Source organism: Geodermatophilus dictyosporus (assembly GCF_900115505.1).
Classification (GTDB): domain Bacteria; phylum Actinomycetota; class Actinomycetes; order Mycobacteriales; family Geodermatophilaceae; genus Geodermatophilus; species Geodermatophilus dictyosporus.
In genome coordinates, this window is sequence record NZ_FOWQ01000001.1 from 421584 (window position 1) to 441556 (window position 19973).

10 protein-coding genes are annotated in these 19973 nt (G+C 75.2%); all 10 read left to right on the top strand.

Going from position 1 to position 19973, the window contains the following annotated elements:
• Nucleotide 1: 1 nt before the first annotated feature.
• Nucleotides 2-2236, top strand: coding sequence for a putative baseplate assembly protein (locus BMZ33_RS01965; protein ID WP_091107212.1), 2235 nt, complete (start codon nt 2-4; stop codon nt 2234-2236).
• Between the two features lie 416 nt (nt 2237-2652).
• Complete coding sequence (locus tag BMZ33_RS01970; RefSeq protein ID WP_136697172.1) at nt 2653-4461, top strand: phage tail protein; 1809 nt, start codon at nt 2653-2655, stop codon at nt 4459-4461.
• Entirely contained in the window at nt 4458-6194 is a 1737-nt protein-coding gene (locus tag BMZ33_RS01975; RefSeq protein ID WP_091107216.1) for a hypothetical protein, read from the top strand. Before BMZ33_RS01970 ends, BMZ33_RS01975 begins: the two co-directional genes overlap by 4 nt.
• Nucleotides 6187-8199, top strand: a complete 2013-nt coding sequence (locus tag BMZ33_RS22515) for an ATP-binding protein (RefSeq protein WP_136697173.1) — start codon at nt 6187-6189, stop codon at nt 8197-8199. The genes BMZ33_RS01975 and BMZ33_RS22515 overlap by 8 nt, the downstream gene beginning before the upstream one ends.
• Nucleotides 8196-9452, top strand: a complete 1257-nt coding sequence (locus tag BMZ33_RS01985; RefSeq protein ID WP_136697174.1) for a coiled-coil domain-containing protein — start codon at nt 8196-8198, stop codon at nt 9450-9452. Before BMZ33_RS22515 ends, BMZ33_RS01985 begins: the two co-directional genes overlap by 4 nt.
• A gap of 1 nt (nt 9453) precedes the next feature.
• Nucleotides 9454-10716: a hypothetical protein gene (locus tag BMZ33_RS01990; RefSeq protein ID WP_091107221.1), complete on the top strand. Its 1263-nt coding sequence runs from the start codon at nt 9454-9456 to the stop codon at nt 10714-10716.
• Entirely contained in the window at nt 10713-13949 is a 3237-nt protein-coding gene (locus tag BMZ33_RS01995; RefSeq protein ID WP_091107223.1) for a hypothetical protein, read from the top strand. Before BMZ33_RS01990 ends, BMZ33_RS01995 begins: the two co-directional genes overlap by 4 nt.
• A 3-nt stretch (nt 13950-13952) precedes the next feature.
• A complete protein-coding gene (locus tag BMZ33_RS22940) occupies nt 13953-17735 on the top strand; it encodes an eCIS core domain-containing protein (protein WP_169063763.1) in 3783 nt (1260 codons plus the stop codon).
• A gap of 9 nt (nt 17736-17744) precedes the next feature.
• A complete protein-coding gene (locus BMZ33_RS02010; protein WP_091107225.1) occupies nt 17745-18578 on the top strand; it encodes a tetratricopeptide repeat protein in 834 nt (277 codons plus the stop codon).
• Nucleotides 18575-19918 (top strand): hypothetical protein, encoded by a 1344-nt coding sequence (locus tag BMZ33_RS02015; RefSeq protein WP_091107226.1) that lies wholly within the window; start codon nt 18575-18577, stop codon nt 19916-19918. Before BMZ33_RS02010 ends, BMZ33_RS02015 begins: the two co-directional genes overlap by 4 nt.
• The last annotated feature ends 55 nt before the right edge of the window (nt 19919-19973 follow it).

The window sequence follows — 19973 nt, forward strand, 5'->3', positions numbered from 1 at the left end:
CGTGACGGTCCCCTTCCCGGTCCTCGACGACCGCGACTACGACCAGCTGCTGGCCGAGCTGCGCGCACGCATCCCCGTCTACACACCCGAGTGGAGCGACCTGGGGCCCAGCGACCCGGGCGTCACCCTGCTGGAGCTGGTCGCCCACCTCGGGGAGACGCTGCTGTTCCGGTTCAACCAGATCCCTGACCAGACCCGGCTGTGGCTGCTCCGGCTGCTCCAGGTCCCGCCGTACCCGCCCCGGCGAGCCACCGGGCTGGTCACCTTCACCGCCGACCGGGCCGGGGACGAGCCGGCCGAGGTCCCGCTGGGGTCGGTGGCCACGGCGGGCTCCGTGCCGTTCCGCGTCGGCAACGACGTGACCGTGCTGCCGGTGACCGTGACCGCCGTGGTCAAGGCCGCCACGGCGTTCCCCACCGACCCCGTCCTGACCGACGAGCTGAACCGCGTGCTGGACGCGGCCGGTCTCGACGAGGACACCGCCCAGCCCTACGAGGAGGCGGTGCTGCGCACCGACCCCACCGCCGCCGGCCGGGAGCTGCTGGACGTCCGCTCGGCGGTGGACCGCTGCCTGTGGCTGGCCGTGCACGCGCAGGAGGGGACCCCGGGCGCTCCCGAGGAGCAACGCCGGGCCCTGCTCCCCGTGGACCGGTCGCTCGGCCGCCGGCCGTTGGTGCTCGGCTTCGGCACCGAGGGCGAGCGCCCCACGATCGACGACGTCGACCCGTGCGCCGGTGCGGAGGTGGTCGCCGGGGACGCCGGGCTGGTACCCGCCGCCGAACGCCCCGGCGGGACGCCGGACAGGATCGACTCGAGCCTGGTGTGGCAGGTGTCGGCGGTCACCGGGGACCACCTGCCGGTCGGCGTGGTCCGGGACACCACCGACGGGCTGCGGCACAGCGGCGTCGTCGCACTGCAGCTGCCCACCACCCGGCTCACCGAGCTCGGGGTGGCCGAGCCGGAGGACCCGGACCTCGCGGGGGTCGGCGATGCTCCGCCGGTCCTCGCCGGCGGGCCGCCGGTGCTCTTCTGGCTCCGGGCCTTCCCCCGCCAGGGGGTACCCGAGATCGGCAACCTGCGCTGGGTCGGGGTCAACGCGGCCGAGGTCGAGCAGGTCGCGGAGGCGCCGACGGAGCTGCTGGGGTCCGGTCAGGGGGTCAGCCACCAGGAGCTCGCCCTGACCAACACCCCGGTGGTGCCGGGCTCCCTGCTCGTGGAGGTGTGCGAGGACGGCGAGCGCTGGGTCCCGTGGGACGTGGTCGAGTCGCTGGCGGCGAGCTCACCGGGCGACCGCGCCCTGCTCCTGGACCCGGGCGCCGGGCGGATCGAGTGCGGGGACAGCGTGCGCGGCCGGGTGCTGCCGGTCGGCGCCCCGGTGCGCGCCGTGGCCTACCGCCACGGCGGTGGCCGCCAGGGCAACGTCGCCGCAGGGGCCGTCGACCGGCTCGTCGACGTCTCCGGGGTCACCGTCACCAACCCGCTGCCCACCGCCGGTGGGGAGGAGGCCGAGTCGCTGACCCGAGCGATGGAGCGGATTCCCGGGGAGCTCAGCCGGCACGACCGTGCCGTCGTGGCCGAGGACTTCCGGGAGTTGGCCACCGTGCCCGGGGTCGGGCGCGCCGAGTGCCTGCCGCGGTTCCACCCGCCGACCAGGAGCACCGACGCGGCCGGCGTCGTCACCGTCGTCGTCTGGCCTGCCGAGGACCCCCGGCACCCGGACGCGCCCTCCGCCGACGCGACGCTGCTGCGCGCGGTGTGCTCCCGGCTCGACGAGCGCCGCCTGGTGACCACCGAGCTCCACGTGGTGCCACCGACCTACCACCCGGTCGCCGTGTCGGTGGGACTGGCGGTGCACCGCGGCTACAGCGAGATCGGCGTGCGCCGATGGGTCGAGCTGGTCCTGCGCCAGTACCTGTCCCCGCTGCCGCCGTACGGCCCGGAGGGGCGTGGCTGGCCGCTGGGCCGCCGGGTCCACGGTCCGGAGCTGGAGGCGGCGGTGCTGCAGGTGGAGGGCGTGGAGTTCATCGAGGAGCTGCTCGTCGCCGACCTGTCCGAGGGCGAGCCGGTGCCGGGCACCGTGGCGCTGGCCGGCTGGGAGGTGCCCGAGTTGCGCGAGGTGACCGTCGTGGTCGGCGCACCGCCACCGGCCGGCTCCGGCAGCCCCAGCCCGCTGCCGCCCACGTCGCCCAGCGCACCGGCCCCCGTGCCGGTCCCGGTACCGAGGGAGGAGTGCTGATGGCCGGGACCCCGTCCACCCCGGCGCCGGACCGGGCCGTCGGGCGGCGCATCACACCCGTGGTGGGCCGTGACTGGGACCGCTGCGACCGCCAGGGGACCGCCGTGGACACCCGGAGGGCCGAGGTGGTGCTCGAGCCCCGTCCGGCGAGCGCACCCGCGCCCTGGCCCGTCCCCGGCGGCCCGGCGCAGCCACCGGCCGGTCCCTGCGCGCCGGAGCGGCCACCGGCACCGGCTCCCCCACCGCCCGAGCCGGCCGGGCTCGCCTTCGACCCACGCGGCTGCCTCTACCGCGGCGTGCCCGAGCGCGGGCAGGTCCAACGGGTGCCCTGGCCCGCGCGAGGGGAGCCGGTCGACCTGCTGGACGGACCGCCGCCCGGACCGGCGACGGCCACCGGTCCGGTGGGGTTCGTGCCGGTGGGCGGAGACCCTCGGCGTCCGCTGCGGGCACGGGCCCTGGCGGCCGACCGCGACGACCACCTCTTCGTCCTGGACGGCGTCACCGGCACCGTCCAGGTGCTCGACCTCGCCGACGGTCACCTGCTGCGCACCGTGGGGTTCCCCTCGACGCCGGTCGACCTCGCCGTCGACTCGGCCGCCCCCAGCGACGGCGCGGTGCTCGTGCTGACCGCATCCCGCGCCCGCCCCCTGCTCCGGTTCGGCGCCCTCTCAGCACCCGTGGAGCACCCCCTGCCGCCGGGCGTGCTGGCCGGGGTGCCGACCCGTGCGCGTCCGGCTCGCCTGGCCGTCGCCCTCGACGGCGTGCCGTGGCTGCTGCTGCGCGACGGCTCCGACGTCTGGGTCGTCGCCGTCACGACGCGGCCACCGGCTCCGCTGCACCTGCGCGGGGCCAGCGACCTGGAGGTGGACGGCGACGGGCGGGTGGTCGTCGCCGGCCCGGCGGGCGCCGCACTGCTCACGTGGACCAGGGGCCCCGGGGAGATGACCGCCGGCGTTCCGCTGCTCGCCCGCGGGTACGACGGCCGGGGCCTGGTGCGCACCCCCGACGGCCGGGTCGGGTACTGGATCGGCACGGCCTTCAGGGCGGCGGTGGCCGAGCGGGTGCGCTACGAGACCTCGGGCACCGTGGACACGCCGCCGCTGGACAGCCGTGGCCACCGTCAGCAGTGGGGGCGGGTGTTCATCGAGGCCTGCGTGCCACCGGACACGCGGCTCCTGGTGGGCGCCGCCACCGCCGACGAGGTGACCGACGTGCCGCCTCCTGGGCGGGAGCAGCTGCGGCCGCTGCACCGCCGGGAGACCGGCCGTGAGCTGGCGTGGTCCCCACTGCCCCCCGGGGACCGCTATGCGGTCTACGAGGCCCCGATCGCCGCTCCGCCCGGGCGCTTCCTGTGGCTCCGGCTGCAGCTGGACGGACCGGGGGCGGCCACGCCCCGGGTGCGGGCGGTCCGCGCGGAGTTCCCCGGCCACGGACTCCTGGACAAGCTGCCGGCCACCTACCGGCGCGACCCGGTCGCCGCGGGTTTCCTGCGCCGCTACCTGGCCCTCGTCGACGGTCAGCTCGGAGACATGGAGGGCCGCTCGGTCCGCCGGGACCTGTTGCTGGACCCGTGGAGCGCCCCGCCGGAGATGCTGGACTGGCTCGCCTCCCTCGTCGGGCTGACCCTCGACGCCCGCTGGCCGGAGCGGGCGCGCCGGACCGTGCTGGCCGAGGCGGGTTGCCTGTTCCGCCGCCGCGGCACCCCCGACGGCCTCCGCCGGCTGCTGGAGATCTACCTGGGCGTCCCGGTGGTGGTGCTGGAGGCCTTCCGGCTCCGCAGCGCCGCCACCGCGGTCAGCGGGGCGGACGGTTCGGACCGGCGGGCGGTGGTGGGCAGCGGGCTGCGCGTGGGGGGCGCTCCGCCCGCGGAGGACCGCCCCACGGAGGACCGTACGGCGGACCCGTTCCGTGCCGCCGCACACCGGTTCAGCGTGCTGATTACCCGGGAGGTCGACGAGGAGGAGCTCGCCGTCGTGCGTGACCTCCTGGACCTGGAGCGTCCCGCGCACACCGTCGTGGAGGTCTGCACGGTCGGCTCGGGGATGCGGGTGGGGGTCGGTCTGCACGTGCAGCTCTCGACGATCGTCGGTCCGGGGTCGGGGGTCCGGCCCCTGCGGGTCGGCCGGGACGGCGTTCTCGGGCGCGACGGCGTGCTCGGCCGCGGGCGGGCCGGGATCCGGGCCGGCGGGACCAGGCTCGGCGGAGCGACGGTGGTGGACACGTGACCAGCGACAGCATCGGACGGCTCGCGGTCACCTGGCACCCGGACACCGACCCCGACCCCACCGAGCGGGCGCGCCTGGACCGCCTGGCCGCCGCGCTGGCCGACGGCGGGTTGCCCGACGGCCTGAGCCCCGGGCCCGACCGGGACCTGCAGGTCTGCGTGCGCCGTGTCCGCCTGCCCCGCCACCACATGCGGTGGGACGCGACCGACGACCAGCTGGTCTCCGGATGGGCGCGCGTGGTGGAACGGACGGTCGCCGGCGTCGTGGCCGGCGGGGGACCGGACGTCGTGCGCTACCGCTCCCGCACCCAGGCCCGCGAGGACCTGGTGACCTCGGTCCTGCAGCACGACCGGGAGCGCGCGTGGGCTTGGCAGCTGCTCGGTCTCTGGCCTCCGGACACGCTGCTGGCCGATCCCGCCGTCGTGCTGCCGTCGGTGCTCGCCGAGCTCGGCCGGGACGAGCCGGGCGCCGTCGTCGGGCTGCTGGTGACGGTGACGTCGACCGGACAACTGCAGCCCTTCGCCGAGGCGGCCGGCGAGGACGTGCTCGCCGCGCTCGTCGAGGCCGCGTGGCGGGCCGCCGGCGGGCGGGCCGGGGACCTGGCGGACACCGTCGCGGCCCGGACACCGGCCGGGACCTCCGCCTGGCACGACGGGCCGGTCCCCGCTACGAGCGAGGTCGCGACGGCGATGGCGGAGCTGCGGTCGACGGTCCTGCACCGCTCGGTGATAGCCCGCGCACTCCGTGGCAGCACGGTCTCGGCGTCGCCACGTCCCGTGGCAGCACTGTGGGCGGCGGCGGTGCTCGAGGTCGAGCCGGCGCTCGCTGCGGCACGCGCCGGCGCCGTGCTCGCGGCCGACCTGGCCGCGGGACGACCGGCCGGCCTCGACCCCGACCGCGGTCACGGAGACGTCCGCGATCGGGCCGAGCCCGGTGCCCGCACACGCCCAGGGTCCGATTCCGGGGCTGCACGGCGCTCGACGGCCGTCGTCCCGGCTACCGGGGGAGGCCCTCCCACGGTGGCGGACCCGCCCTCCGACGTCCCGCCGCCGGCACCCGGGGCGACCGGGCGACCGCCGGCAGGAGTGCGGCCGGACCGGCCGCGGCACGGCCCGGTCACCGACCACGCCGTGGAGCGGACCGGGCACCCGGGGGGCGGACCGTCGTCCTCCGGTCGGCGGGGGACGGCACCGGCGGAACGCCCGGCACGCACCGGCTGGGGCGGCCTGCTCTTCCTGCTCTCCCTGGTGGCCGATCTCGGGCTCCCGGCCCGGGTGGCCGCCGATCCGGCCCGGTTCGGCCCCGCGCTGCGGCCGGTGCTGCACGGCCTGGCCCGACTGGTCGTCGCCCGAGCGGTCCCGGACGTCGGCCTGGCCGACCCCGGTGACCCGGCCGTGCTGGCCTTCGCCGGCCTCGTGCCGGGCGCCGATCCACCCGGCCCGGTCCCCCGGGACGTCCTCGGACCGGAGGTGGAGGCCCTGATCACCGAGCTCGCCGCCCGGCTGGACCGCGGTCCGGCGGGTGCTGCCACCCCTGGCCGCGACCTGGCCGACGAGCGCGCGTTGCTGGTCGCGGTGTGCCGGCGACGGGCGGTGATCGAGGCCGACCCCGGGTGGATCGACGTGCTGCTGGACCCGGACGAGGTCAGCGTCGACGTGCGCCGGGCGGGTCTGGACCTCGACCCCGGGCACCTGCCCTGGCTCGGCTGCGTCGTGAGGTTCCGCTATGGCTGAGCCGAGGTTGCTGGAGCTGCCGGTGCGGTCGGGGGACCGGCTCGACGACGCGCTGGCCCGGATGGCGGGCCGCCTGGCCGTCGCGCTCGACGTCGTGGGGGAGGACGCCGGTGCCCGGTTCCTGCGCGGCCTGCCGGGCGCCGGTGCGCCCGGCCCGGCCGACGGCGGTTGCCTGGACCTGCCCTCCGGCCCGACCCAGCCGGTCGACCGGTTGGTCGCTGGCCTCGCCCTCGGGACCGCCGAGCGCGACCTGCTGGCCCTGGTCCTGGTCGGTTCCCACCACGAGGGCGTCGCGGCCGTCCTGCGCGGCCTCCACCCACAGGGTCGGCCGTGGCCGACGGTGGGGCTGGCCGGGAGCCTCGCCGAGCTCGGCGGCCTGCCCGGCGCTCCGTCCCGCGCCGCGGTGCGCCCTGCGCTGGCGGGCCTGCTGGCGACCGGGACGGTGGTCGTGCAGGACGACGACGCGCCGTACCCCGAGCGGACGCTGCGGCCGGCTCCCCACCTGTTCGACGCGCTCACCGGTCTCGCCGGCTGGCCCTCGGGCGTCGAGCCCGACCCGCGCCCGCTCCCCGCGGCAGGCAGCGGGGGATGGCTGGGGGACGAGGTGGTGGGCGGCGCCCGGCGCGCCGTGGAGCGCGGCCTGCCGGTCTCGGTCGTGCTGGCCGGCGCGCGACCGGGACCGCTGGCCGGCCGGCTGGCCACCCTGGCCGCGACCGCTGGACGGGAGCCGGTCCTGCTGCGCGTGGACCGGTGCGACAGCACCACGGTCAGCGCGGTGCTGCTCCTGGCGCTGGTCCGCGGCACGGTCCCGGTGCTGTGGACCGACGTCGAGCCGCCGAGGTTGCGCCTGACCGTGCCCGGACTCCCCGTTCCGCTGCTCTTGGCCGCTCCCGGTACCGGGCTGTGCACCTGGCCCCGTCCGGTCCTCGTCCTCCCCTCGGGGCCGCACCCGCCCGCCGACCGCAGCGCCGCCCTGGACGCCGCTCTCCCCGAGCTCGGTCGTCCGCCGGGCCCGCTGGGTCCCGCGACCCTGGAACCCGGCGACGTCGAGCTGGCCGCTGCCGACGTCCGGCTCCGGGCCGCGCTGGTGCGGACGGCGACCGGCTGGGACGAGGTGTCGGCGCGGGTCGACGCCCAGGCCGTGGACACGGTGCCCGTGGGAGCGACGCTGGTGCACCCCCGCGCGGGCTGGGGCGACCTGGTGATCCCGGCCGACCGCCTCACCCAGCTGCACGAGGCCGCCGACCGCGTGCGCGTCCAGTCGCAGGTGCTCGACGACTGGGGCCTGCTGCGCGGCCGCCGCGGACTGCGTGGGCTCCGGATGCTCTTCGCGGGGCCGCCCGGGACGGGCAAGACGCTCGCCGCCGAGGTGCTCGCCGGCGAGCTCGGCCGGGACCTGCTGGTGGTGGACCTGTCCCAGCTGGTGTCCAAGTGGATCGGGGAGACGGAGAAGAACCTCGCCGCGGTCTTCGACGCCGCGGAACGCGGCGGGTCCGCACTGCTCTTCGACGAGGCCGACGCGCTGTTCGGCAAGCGGACCGAGGTCGGTGACGCCCGGGACCGCTACGCCAACCTCGAGACCGCCTACCTGCTCGCCCGCCTGGAGCGCTTCGACGGGATCGCCGTGCTCGCCACCAACCTGCGGCAGAACCTGGACACGGCCTTCGCCCGCCGGATCGAGTTCGTGGTGCCCTTCGACCCGCCTGACGAAGCCGCCCGGCTGGCGTTGTGGCGCGCCCACCTGTCCGGCGGCGCACCGCTCGCGCCCGACGTCGACCTGCCCCTCCTCGCCGCGGTCTACGAGCTCCCCGGCGCCCTCATCCGCAACGCCGCCCTGGCCGCCGCGTTCCTGGCGGCCGCGGAGCCGGCACCGGAGGACCGACGGATCGGCATGGCGCACCTGGCGCACGCCGTCCGCCGCGAGCACCTCAAGGCCGGGTTGTCCTATCCCGGCCCGCCGCCGGGCACTCCGGCCGATCCGCCGACCAGAAGGGGAGCACCGTGACCACGGCAACCCAGACCCCAACCGCCCCCACCACCGGGAAGGACGTGCACGCCGCCGAGGTGGCCCGGCTCGACGACGACCTCGCTGCCCGGGAGGCCCGCCTCGCCCGCCTGGCGCCCGAGGCCGCTGCGCGCCGCGAACAGCTGCAGAAGGCCACGGCCGAGCTGGCTGCCCTCAAGCAGGCGGGGTCGACCCTGCAGCAGCAGCTGAACGCGGCGACCTCGCAACCCGAGCGGCACCGCCTCGAGCAGGCTCTGGAGCGCAACCTCATCGACCAGGGCCCGAGGAACGACGCACGACTCACCGCTGCTGAGCAGCTGGCCAGCATTGAGCTCGCCGTCGTCAGGCAGACCGCCCAGGCCGCCCGCACGCGGGCCGACCTCACCCGGGCCACGGCCGAGCTCACGCGGGCCCGGCAGGAGACCGCCGCGGCCACCGCGCGGGTCAACGCCCTGGCCGAGACGGTCACCGCGCTCCAGGACACCGCCGGCCGCCTCTCGGACCCGCCGGCCCCGATCCCGGCGCCCGGAGGGCGCACCGCCGCCCCGGCTCCGACGACCGCGGCGGGCCCGGCGACAGCTGCGGCACCGCCCCCCAAGCCGGCGGCCGTGGCCCGAGGACGGCTGGAGGAGATGCTGGGTGGACCCGGCATGCTCGGCCGCCTGCGGGAGCGGGTCGCTGCCGCGCGCAAGGACGGGGTCACCCGCGCACAGGCGGTCGCCGACGCGGAGGCGCTGGTCCGGCAGGCGGCCTCGGCGCGGTCACCGGTCGACGGCGCGGTCGCTGCGGCCGCCGCCGCGCTCACCGTCGCCCGGGTGGCGGTCCAGGACCTGGTCGAGGGCGGCCCGGTGCGGATGGCGGCGGCCGAGGCGACGCTGACGGCGATCACGGAGTTCCCCCGGATCCCCGAGCAGGTGGCCATCCAGGACGTGGCCGCGGAGGTGGAGAAGGGGACGGACGGCGCGCTGGACCGGTGGGAGGTCATGGTCCCGGTCGCGGTGACGGAGCTGGCCATCGGCTTCATCGACGTCGAGGCCGAGCTGGCCGCTGTCCGTGCGCTCGACGTGGCCGACCTGACCCGCCGGCAGGCCGAGGCCGACGCCGCGTACGCAGCCGCACTGACCACCCAGCTCACCCGCCAGCGCGAGGTCGACGCCGCCGCGGAGGTGCTCGCGGCCGCCGCCGACGAGGTCACCGCACGGGAGAAGACGGCGGCGGACCGCCGGCTGTCCCTGGTGCGAGGGGACCGCTGAGATGACCGCCCCCCGCTCCGCTCCGCTGGCGGCCTCGCTCGAGGTCGACCCGTTCACCTCGCTCGCCGTGCACTTCGGCATGCTCCTCGGGGTGTCGGACCTCCAGGTCCTGTCCGCCGGTCCCCGGGGGAAGCTGGCGCTGCACCAGGCCTGGCAGCACGGCAAGGGCGTGGTGTGGGGGTTCCCGGTCACCGTCGGCGAGGACTCCGCGGAGCTGACCGTCGGCCCCGGTCTGTGCACCGACGGGCTGGGCCGTGAGGTGAGCTCCGGGGTCGACCTCTGCCTGGACGTGCGGGCCTGGCTGGAGGACCAGCGGCAGGCCGGCACGGTGACCACCACGGAGGACGGCCGTTTCGACGCCCGGCTGGTCGTCCGGCACGAGGCATGCCTGTCCCGGCCGGTACCCACCGTCGCGTCCTCCTGCGGGCAGGGCGGGGAGTCGGTCGGGTACTCCCGGGTCCTGGAGTTCGCCCACCTGGACCTGCGGCCGTACGCGAGAAGACCCGCCGACGAGCGCGACGCCGCCTTCCGCCAGCTCCGGGAGCTGGTCCGGGACGGCACGCTCCCGCCGGAGCTGACCACCGGAACCGGGCGGCTCGCCGACTTCCGGGCGGTCGCGGCGCACGTCGTCGCGGGCCTGGGCCCCCCGGGCCTGCTGCCGCCACGACCGGCGGACCGCACTCGGCTGTTTCCCGAGGACGACCCCGGCGAGGTCGTGCTCGCCGACCTGCCGGGCATGGCCGTCGTCCGGCACGGGCCGGGCAGGTGGCGGCTCGACGCCCCGGTCGTCGACCTGTCCGTCCGGCGCAGCCACGTCCCGACGTGGGTCCTGTCCGAGCTGCTGGCCGAGCTGTTGGACGGCACGATCGACGAGCAGTGCCCGGCCGATGCCGGTGGGCCGCGGGTGGAGCGGGTCCGGGTCGACGGCGCCACGGTCACGATCGAGCTCCGGGGCGAGGTCGTCGCGGCCACGGTGCCCACGGCGCTGGAGGTGCGGCCGTTCCGCGTCGACACGGGCTGGGGCGACCCGGTGCCGCTCACGCCCGCACTCACGGCCGACCGGGTGACCTTCGACCTGCCGGCGGCACCCACCGAGGACGTCACCTACCGCATGGTGCTGCGCGGCACGGGCCCCACCCCGCTGGTCGGGCTCGTCGACGGCCGACCCGTTCCCCTGGCCGGGTTCGTCGGCGACCCGCCGGGCACGCGGGGTCAGGGTCGTGACGTCGTCCGTCGGATCCCGGACCGAGGAGCTCCGTCATGACAGGCACCGACAGCGCCTCGCCGATCGGCTCGACCGGTCCCGTCGTCCTGCCCGGTCCGTCCGGCGGGCTGACCTTCGTCCCGGACTCCACCCCGCTGGTGGGGCTCAACTACTACGACGGCAGGTACCTGCGGGCCGACGACCTGAACCTGGAACGGCGGGCCCAGCGCCGGTACGCCGAGTTCTCCAACCAGGCGACGGGGGGCCCCGGCCCGGTGTGGGGGTTCGAGCTCGACGGCCTCGGCACACCCTCCCTGTCGGTCGCGGCGGGCCTGGCCGTCGCCCCCGCCGGCCAGGTGCTGCACCTGCCGGTGGGGGTCGAGGCCGACGTCGCGGCGCTCACCAGCCGGTCCCCGGGCAGCCCGCCGCCCACCCCTCCCGCTTCGTCCGGGTTCACCGAGTGCGTCCGGGACGTCGCCGAGCTGGCGGCCGCGGTGGTGCCCGGGACGGGGCTGTACCTCGTGTGCCTGGCCGCGGCCACCGGCCTGTGCGGACACGCGGAGGTGTTCGGCCGACCCTGTGACGACGGCTGCGTGACGGCCACCGACCGCCCCTACGTCGTCGACGGCGTGACGCTGTTGCTGCGTCCGCTCGTCCTGGACCTCCGACCGTTCTCCCAGCCCGGTGTCACCCGCCCGGAGCTGCACCTGCGCTCGCAGGTGGCCTCCGCCTGGTTCGCGGAGGAGCGCCGCGCCGCGGGGAGCGGGCTGTCGGCGGCCGGCCTGGGGTCAGGACTGTGGCGTGCGGGAGCCGGCTCACTGGCCGGCGAGGACGTCGTCCCGCTCGGCGTGCTGGGGTGGGACGGGTCGCGGATCACGCTGCTGGACGTGTGGACGGCCCGCCGCGAGCGGATGGAGCCCTCACCGCGGAGTCACTGGGCCGGACGGGTGGAGCAGCGGCCGTGGCCGGTCTTCCTGGCCCAGGTGCTGCAGTTCCAGTCCCAGCTGGCCGCGGCTCCAGCTCCGGCTGCGCCGGCGAGTGTCCCGGCGCGGGTCCTCGTCGACCGCGGCTTCGTGTCGGCGCCCGCCGCCTTCTACCTGGCCATCGACCCGGCCGGGGACGTGCGCGGCCAGGTCCAGGACCTGCTCGGACCCGGGGTGGAGCAGCGGCTGTGTGCAGTGCGCCGGGACCAGGTCCCTCACGAGCTGGAGCGCGCCCAGCACATGGACCGCATCTCGCTGCTCCGCGGGATCGCCGACCCGGCCGCCCGAGAGCAGGTCGACGTCCTCGTACCCGATGGGGTGCTCCAGTCGACGGAGGGCCCGCGGACCGGCATCGGCTTCGCCGTCGACCTGTACCTCGGCGTACCGGGCAAGGAGTCCGAGCCGGGGCGGCGCGCGGCCGGGGACCCGGCCCGACTGCACCTCTGGGGAGCGGGGCGGATCGGCTTCGGGCGGGCGATCGACGTCCGCTCGGCTGTGGCCGCCGCTGGGACGAGGGAGCTCGGTCCGCTCGTCCGCCTACTGGGCGGCCTGCTCTCCGACGGGACGGAGGTCACCACGGCCGGGGACCGGCTCGCTGAGATGTCCTTCGGCATCAGCCAGGCTCCGAACGAACGGATCGCCGAGACCGCCCGGGCAGTGCTCGGCGCCACCGCACGGTCCCGTACCGAGGGCGGGCGTGGCCCGGTCACGGTCTCGGGGCGATCCGGCGCGCGTGTCGTGGCGCTGCTCGTGTCCCTCACCGTCGACGACGACCCCTTCTCCCTCCGGCCGCTGGAGGAGACGGTGTGCGAGTTCTGCCTGGAGGCGCACCTGCCGGCGGGCAACACAGGACACCTGGACGTGCGACTCCCGGCGAGGCTGCGGCGGCTGCCGTCCTCGGCGGTCGCCACCCAGGACGGCGAGGTCGCGCTGGAGCTGAGTGGCGTGCCGTTCGTCGGCGGGGATGCCTCGCCCCGATCGGTGGTCGTCAGACTCCTGGTGCGCCGGGACGAGCAGGCCGACGGCCGGCAGGTACTGCGGGTGAGCACCGCCGACCGGACGATCACAGCGGACGTCGGCTGGAGGGGCACACCGGTCGAGGCCCTCGGCGAGGCGACCGTCCGCGTCGGGACGCCGTCCGCGGGTGAGCCGGCCGAGGACGGGGAGCCGGCGGGCACCCAGGAGGAGACCCGCAGGACGGTCGCGACGCTGCGGGCGCTCGAGGACGCCCGGATCAGCAGCCCGGGTGACCCGTACCGCGTCGTCGCGGTCCACGCGCTCACCATCCTGTCCGGCGCGCACCCGGACGACCCCGGCTACGTCGAGACCCAGGCGCGGCTGCTGTTCCCGGCCGAGCAGGGCACGACCGCCACCACGCAGGTGCGGGCCGCGACGGACTGGGTGTTGGTCCGCCGCAGGCGCCGGGAGGACTGCGAGGACACCGTCGTGCTGCCCACGCCGGTCTCACCCGTCACGGCCTGGGTCCTGCGCGTCCCCTCGGAGGCCGAGGTCCCCGACGTGGTGGTCGGTGTGCGCACCGGCGAGGACCCCCCGCAGGAAGGCTGGGCCCGGGCGGACCTCGTGTTCGCTCAGGGCACCGACGACCTGCTCACCCCGGCACCGCAGTGGCAGACGCGGTACCGCCAGGTGAACGGCGGGAGCCGCATCGCTCTGGTCGGCTACACCGGGGCAGCGGGGTCCGAGGCGGTCACGACCGGGATCGGCCGGCTGACCGCCGTGGTCGGCGCACTGACCCCGGACGTCGAGCTGGATCCGGGGGAGGTGATGGACTTCGTCCCCGCGCCGGCGGCCGAACTCGTGCTCCCCGGCACCGACGGCAGCGTCTTCCTGGTCACCTACGACCGGGACCCCAAGCCGGACCCCGACGAGCTGGCGGTCATCGTCGTCGACGTGCGGTCCGAGGAGACCGGCCTCAGGTCAGCGGTCCTCGACGGGCGAGCCGAGGACGTCCCGGGAGCCGACCCGGCCCTGTTGCACGAGATCGGCTCCGTCAGCGCCACCTCCCTCGACCTGCCGGACGTCGAGATGGAGACGCGGAGGAAGCTCGTCGAGTTGACCGTCAGTCAACGGTCGCTCCAGGCGGTCGTGTGGACGCACGCTGATCTCAACGGCGAGGTGCGGGACTCCCTGCGGGCGCTCGCTGGTCAGGTCGTCGACTGGCTGAAGGGTCTGCCAGAGATGGCAGGCCTCACGGGCCCGGAGGTCAAGCCGGTGACGTTCGATCGCGGCACCGACGGTGCGGCGGCCCGGCTGTACCTGCTCATCGCGCCTCCAGCGGAGTTCGGGTGACACATGGCCACGGACGTGGCGTCGGCCGACGCCGAACGCAAGCCGGACAGCCGGCCGAAGGCCCTCGAGGAGCCGAAGGGCACCTCGGCGGCTTCGGCGGCGCCGGCGGCACCGGGCGGCGGACTGGGCGAGCGTCAGGTGCAGGCCAAGGCCGCCTCGGGCACCACGGCGGTCGGCCCCGTCGACGACCCCGCCGAGCGCGCCGCGGACGACACGGCGGACCGGGTGCTGCGTCTGGTGGAGGCCGCCCCGGCGGTGCCCTCCCCGCAGGCACCCGCTGCGTCACCTGCTGCGGCGCCTGTGCCCGCTCCGGCCGCAACTCCTGGTGCTGCCCCCGCCACTCCTGGCGCTGGCCTGCCGGTCCGGCGCACGGCGGACCCCGTGGCCGACCAGCGCCTCCCCACGCCGCCGGTGTCGGCTCCGGTCGGCTCCGGGAGCCCACCACCCGCGGGGCCGGTGGCCGACACCACGACGCCGGCCGGTGTGCCAGGACCCGTCTCGGAGCCGGCGTCCGCCGGGGGAGCGGTCCCCGAGGCGCCCACCCCCGCCGGTCCCGCCCCGGTCGTCCCACCGCCTGCGGCTGCCGGACCCAGGTCGGCCGGGGCCGGCACCCCGGCGCCGGACCCGGAACCACCGGCACCCGAAGGGGAGGCCCCCGCCCGGGAGACACCGCGGGTCCCGCCGGGTGTGCAGGACCACCTGGACGCCAGCCGCGGCAAGGGCGCGCCGCTGCCCGAGGGGATCCGCAGGACGTTCGAGGGCGCGTTCCGCCGCCCGCTCGACGACGTGCGCGTGCACGACGACGGCGCCGCCGACGACGCCGCCCGGACGCTCGACGCCCTCGCCTTCACGCGGGGGAACGACGTCTACTTCCGCGCCGGCGCCTACGACCCGACCAGCACCGAGGGCAAGCGGTTGTTGGCCCACGAGCTGGCGCACGTCGTCCAGCAACGGCCCGGGGTCAACCGCAAGAGCCCCGGCCTCGGCGGCGCGGTTGTCCGACGCAAGCCGCTCTCCGGTGGAAGCGCGGGTGCCGGCACGTCAGGGGGCGCGGGTGGTTCTCCTGGTGTGGCGGGAGGTGTCCCGGGCGAGATCGACCCCAAGGGCAAGAAGATCAAGATCCACCAGTTGACCGTGCCGACGTTCAAGGCCAAGCGGATGACGGCGCCGGAGTACGTCCTCCGCCAGGGGACGCGGGAGGAGAACCCGACCAGGCAGGGATCGGTGTGGCGTCGCCGATCCAAGCCGTTGCTGCAGGACCTGATCGCCAAACGGATATCGACGCTCGCCCAAGCGCCGAACGCCAAGCAGACCGGCACGCCGGCGTGGTACCTGCAGTTGGGAACGCAACAGCACTTCCTCATCGGCAGCCCGGAGTCCATCGCCAACGACACCCGCATCCCGCCCTGGGACAAGACGGGCATGTTGCGGTCGTTCGATATCGACCACGTCGTCGAGGCGCAGTTGGGCGGAGACGACGAGAAACCGAACCCGAACCTGTGGCTGCTGGACAGCTCGCTCAACCGCTCCGCCGGCTCGACGATCCGGGGCAACATCGATGCCGCGCTCCGCGGTTTCCTGGCGACCACAGCGCCGAAGCTGGTCGATCCCGGCGAGGTGCCCAAGGAGACGGATGCCCGCAAGAGCTGGGAGATCGTCTTCACGGGCATCAAGGGTGCCGGCCCAGACGTCAAGGACCAGGACTACTGGAGCGAGGAGGACCTGAAGCCCGGGAACGAGGAACTGGTCGCGCCGTTGACCCTCGCCTCGACCGAGAAGGTCGAGGAGCTGCGAGGTAGCAAGGACCAGCTGTCGATCTACGACAGGGTGCTCGGCGGGGGGGTGGTGAGACACCCGCGGCTCGCAGACGAGAGTCCGATCAAGGGCTGGGACACACCCTTGTTCAGCTTCGAGAAGGTCGTCTTCACCGAGGCCAACAGCAATGGCTCCGGACAGGGAAGATTGGAAGGCACGGCCTTCAAGGACCACAGCCTGGCCGAGAAGGCTCCCTTCTCCGTGCCCATCAAGCCCATGAAGGGCGTGCAGTGGGGGGGAGCGGTCACTCCGGGGCGGATCGACCACTGGCGGGTCAAGCCGTTCAGCCCGATGGCGTTCCCGGAACTAGAATTCGACGTCAGCAAGGGGTTTGTCGGGCGCGGTGTGATCCCGAAACCGACGCTCAAGTTGCTGGAGAACGTGGAGATCGCTGCCGTTCTCGACCGCGAACTGCGTCTGGAGGCCGTGATCCGCGCGGGTGACCTCCAGTTGCCTGGCCCCTTCAAGGTCGGTGGGGGGACGCTGGTCCTCAGCGCAGGAGCTTCGGGCCTGACGATCGAGGGCTCGATCGAGTTCGGCATCGAGAGATTGGCTACCGGGAGCATCACCGCTCGGAAGGGCACCAGCACCGACTTCGCCGTCGATGCGCAGCTCGACTTCGACAAGGAGCTTTTTGATGGTGACGCGCGGATCAGAGGTTCCTACAGCCAGGGCAAGTGGGCAGTCGCGGGCAGGCTCGGAGTAGGCCCCGACAAGATCAGGGGAATCAAGCGCGCATCTGCGGAGGTCACGGTCACCGACGACGGTGTGACGGCGGTCGGGGAGTTCGAGACCAGCCTCAAGGGCGTGGACAAGGGCACCTTGGCCTTCGTCTACGACAAGACGACGGGCATGGCGATCAGCGGGGAGATCCTCCTCGGCAAGGACATCCCCGCCATCAGGGGCGGCAAGCTGGCGGCTACCGTCGAGGAGGGCGCCGACGGCTGGTCGCTGGCCGGCGCGGTCACCGCCGAGCCCGACGTCCCCGGTCTGACCGGGACGGTCAGCGGCACCTACGCCGACGGTGCCTTCGACGTCGCGGCCGACCTCGGCTACGAGCGCGGCCCGGCCAAGGGCACGATCAAGGCCGGGCTCACCAACCGCACCCTCGACGCCGCGGGGATGCCGACCGGCCCGATCGCGAAGGACGGCTCGCTGACCGCGTACGGCGGCGGCACCGTCACCCTCACGATCACTCCCTGGCTGCAGGGGACGGTCGGCCTGCGGCTCACCCCCAGAGGCGAGGTTGAGGTCACCGGCAAGGTCGCGCTGCCCTCACACTTCGACGTCTTCGACGAGGAGAAGGTCGAGCGCAAGCTGCTCTCGATCGGGATGGACATCCCCATCGTCGGTGTCGCGGTCGCGGGCCAGCGGATCGGCGTCTTCGCCACGATCAGGGGCGGTGTGTACGTCTCCGCAGGCTTCGGCCCCGGCCAGTTGCGGGACGTGTCGTTGTCGGTCACGTACGACCCGGCCAGGCCCGACGACACGACGGTCACCGGCACCGGCAGCTTCGTCGTCCCCGCGCACGCGGGTCTCCGACTGCAGGTCGACGGCGGCGTGGGGGTCGGCATCCCGGTCGTGAGCGCCACCGCGGGGGTCTCCATCTACGGCGAGGTGGGCCTGGTCGGCGCCGCGTCGGCGGCTGCGGTGATCGACTGGTCCCCCCGGACCGGGATCGTCCTCGACGCGCGTGGCGAGGTCTTCGTGGAGCCGAAGTTCAGGTTCGGCGTCGACGCCTTCGTCCACGTCAGCGCGGACCTCCTCGCCACCGAGGTCGAGCTGTACCACCGGACGTGGAAGCTCGCGGCGTTCGAGTACGGGTCGAACCTCCGCTTCGGGCTGGCGTTCCCGCTGCACTACGAGTCGGGGAAGCCCTTCGAGCTGTCCTTCGACCAGATCCAGTGGACCTACCCGCAGATCAACCCGAGCGATCTGCTCGGCGGCCTGGTGAAGCAACTCGTGGAATAGGAGCACGCCGTGTTCACGACACCGGAGTCCCCGGCGAAGCCACTGGTCAACGCCGGTGCGCTGGCCCTGGCCCGCGGAGCCGTCGACGACGCCGAGCGGCTGTTCCGCGAGGCCGTCGCCCTCGATCCGGACAACGCGACGGCGCACGCCGACCTCGGCTACCTGCTGGCGGCGACCGGCCGGCACACCGAGTCGATCGCGGCGTCGGAACGGGCGATCGCACTGGACCCGGGCCGCAGCGCTCCGTGGGCGCACCGGGGGATGGCCCAGATCGCGACCGGTGACGTCGACGGCGGCCTGTCCGCGCTGAGCACGGCGGTCCGGCTGGACCCGGCCGACCACTTCGCGTGGGACGCGATGGGTCGCACGCTGCTCGCGGTCGGCCGCGCCGCCGAGGCCGCGGCGGCCTGGGCAGCCGCGGTCGAGGCCGAGCCGGGCGACGTGGACCTGCGGATCGCGCTGGCCACGGCCCTCGCCGTCCAGGACCGGACCGCCGAGGCGGTCCGCGTCCTGCACGGAGCCACCGAGCTCCGACCGGACTCGGTACGGGCCTGGGTGCAACTCGGCGTCGTCTCGCTCACCCGCCAGGACCACGGCACCGCGGGGGAGGCCCTGCTCACCGCGCTCGACCTGGCCCCCGGTGATCCCGACGCTCGCTTCCACCTCGCCGTGCTGCACGTGCTCGTGGGCGCCGTGGACGAGGCCCGGACGGCGCTGGAGGAACTCGTCGCGCACGGCGTCCACGTGGCGGAGGCGCGGGACCTCCTGGTCCGGCTGCCGGGTAACGGCCCGGTGACAGTGCCTCCCCACGATGGCCTCAGTCACCGAGGGAGGACGTCATGACCAGCACCGCCCGAACGGCCGACGTCGAGGGCCCGGCCCGCCCGAGGCACGCAGGCAGTCCCGAGGTGCTCGACGACCTGCAGTGCCAGGCGGAGGGGATCCAGAAGCAGGCCGAGTACAACGCCGAGCAGAGCGTGGCGCTGGCCGAGGCCCGGACGGCGTACGGGCAGGCGCGTGCGGCCTACACCGCGGCACGCGCCGCTGCGGAGCCGAAGGTGCAGCAGGCCCGCCAGCGGCTCGACGACTGCGTCGACCGCGTGCGGTGTCAGCTCGACGAGGAGGACCTCCACCACCTCCAGTTGGCCTACGAGCGGGTGTCCGACCGTCTCAGGAGGTGTGGCGGGGACAGCGAGGGCTGCTGCTGGCAGGGGGACTGCGACTACGACGAGGACGTCCGCCAGTGTGACCCGGACGACGTCCCCGGTCTCCTGGCCGACATCACCCGGCAGACGGAGGACGCCACCGCCTGCTTCGCCGACCTCATCAAGGAACCGGACTCTTCCGGGTTGCCTGGCCGGGTCGAGCGGGTTGTCGCCGAGGTCCAGGGTCTCGTCGACGCGATCGCCGCCGGTGCGACCGAGCCGGTCCACCTCTACGCCCGGGTGCTGGTCGCACGTCGGCACATCGAGGCCGTCTGGCACGGCTTCTCCACCGCCAACGACTACATGGACTGCCTGTGCGACGCGCTCACCTGCATGGTCAAGGGCCACGCCGCGATCGGGGAGCTCAAGCGCAAGGAGGCCGTCGCGGAGTGCTTCTCGCGGTCGTGGACGGCCGCCTGTCAGCGGCTGGCGGACGACACCGTCGCCGAGGTCGTCGCCGAGTACACCCGGATCCGCGCGGAGGACGGAGACGACAGCGGCGGATACGGCGGAGGGGGTGGTGACGGACCGGAAGACGGCGGTGGGCCGGGAGAGCCGTCAGCCGGGGGCGGTGGCTACTCCCGCCGGCCGGACCCCCGGGAGCCGACCAGGTACGGCCGCGGTGGAGTCGAGCAGCCGACGCACCCCGAGCAGCCGACGCACCCCGAGCAGCCGACGCACCCCGAGCAGCCGGACCGCCCGGGACAGACCGGGTACGGCCGCAGCCGGCCACAGACCGACAGCGGGACGGGACAGCCCGGGACCGACTACGGGATGGGTCAGCCCGAGACCGACCACGAGCCGGACCCGGAGGACGGGTACACCGACAGCCCGGAGACCGGACACGGGCAGCGCCCCGGAAGGGACTACGGCCAGGGCGAGGCGACCCCCGGTCGTCCACCGCGCACGCGGACCTCCCCCCAGGAAGGCTCGCGGCGCCCCTACCGCGACGAACGCGGTCGCTACCGGGCGCCGTGAGGCACTCGCCCACGAGAGGCCGACCTGATGGCGGACAGCGGCGGGCGGGAGGCCG

What these genes read in the sequence shown, in the direction of transcription:
- BMZ33_RS01990 (WP_091107221.1), top strand. Translation starts at nt 9,454, where the DNA reads ATGACCGCCCCCCGCTCCGCTCCGCTGGCGGCCTCGCTCGAGGTCGAC.
- BMZ33_RS22515 (WP_136697173.1), top strand. Translation starts at nt 6,187, where the DNA reads ATGGCTGAGCCGAGGTTGCTGGAGCTGCCGGTGCGGTCGGGGGACCGG.
- BMZ33_RS01995 (WP_091107223.1), top strand. Translation starts at nt 10,713, where the DNA reads ATGACAGGCACCGACAGCGCCTCGCCGATCGGCTCGACCGGTCCCGTC.
- BMZ33_RS22940 (WP_169063763.1), top strand. Translation starts at nt 13,953, where the DNA reads ATGGCCACGGACGTGGCGTCGGCCGACGCCGAACGCAAGCCGGACAGC.
- BMZ33_RS02015 (WP_091107226.1), top strand. Translation starts at nt 18,575, where the DNA reads ATGACCAGCACCGCCCGAACGGCCGACGTCGAGGGCCCGGCCCGCCCG.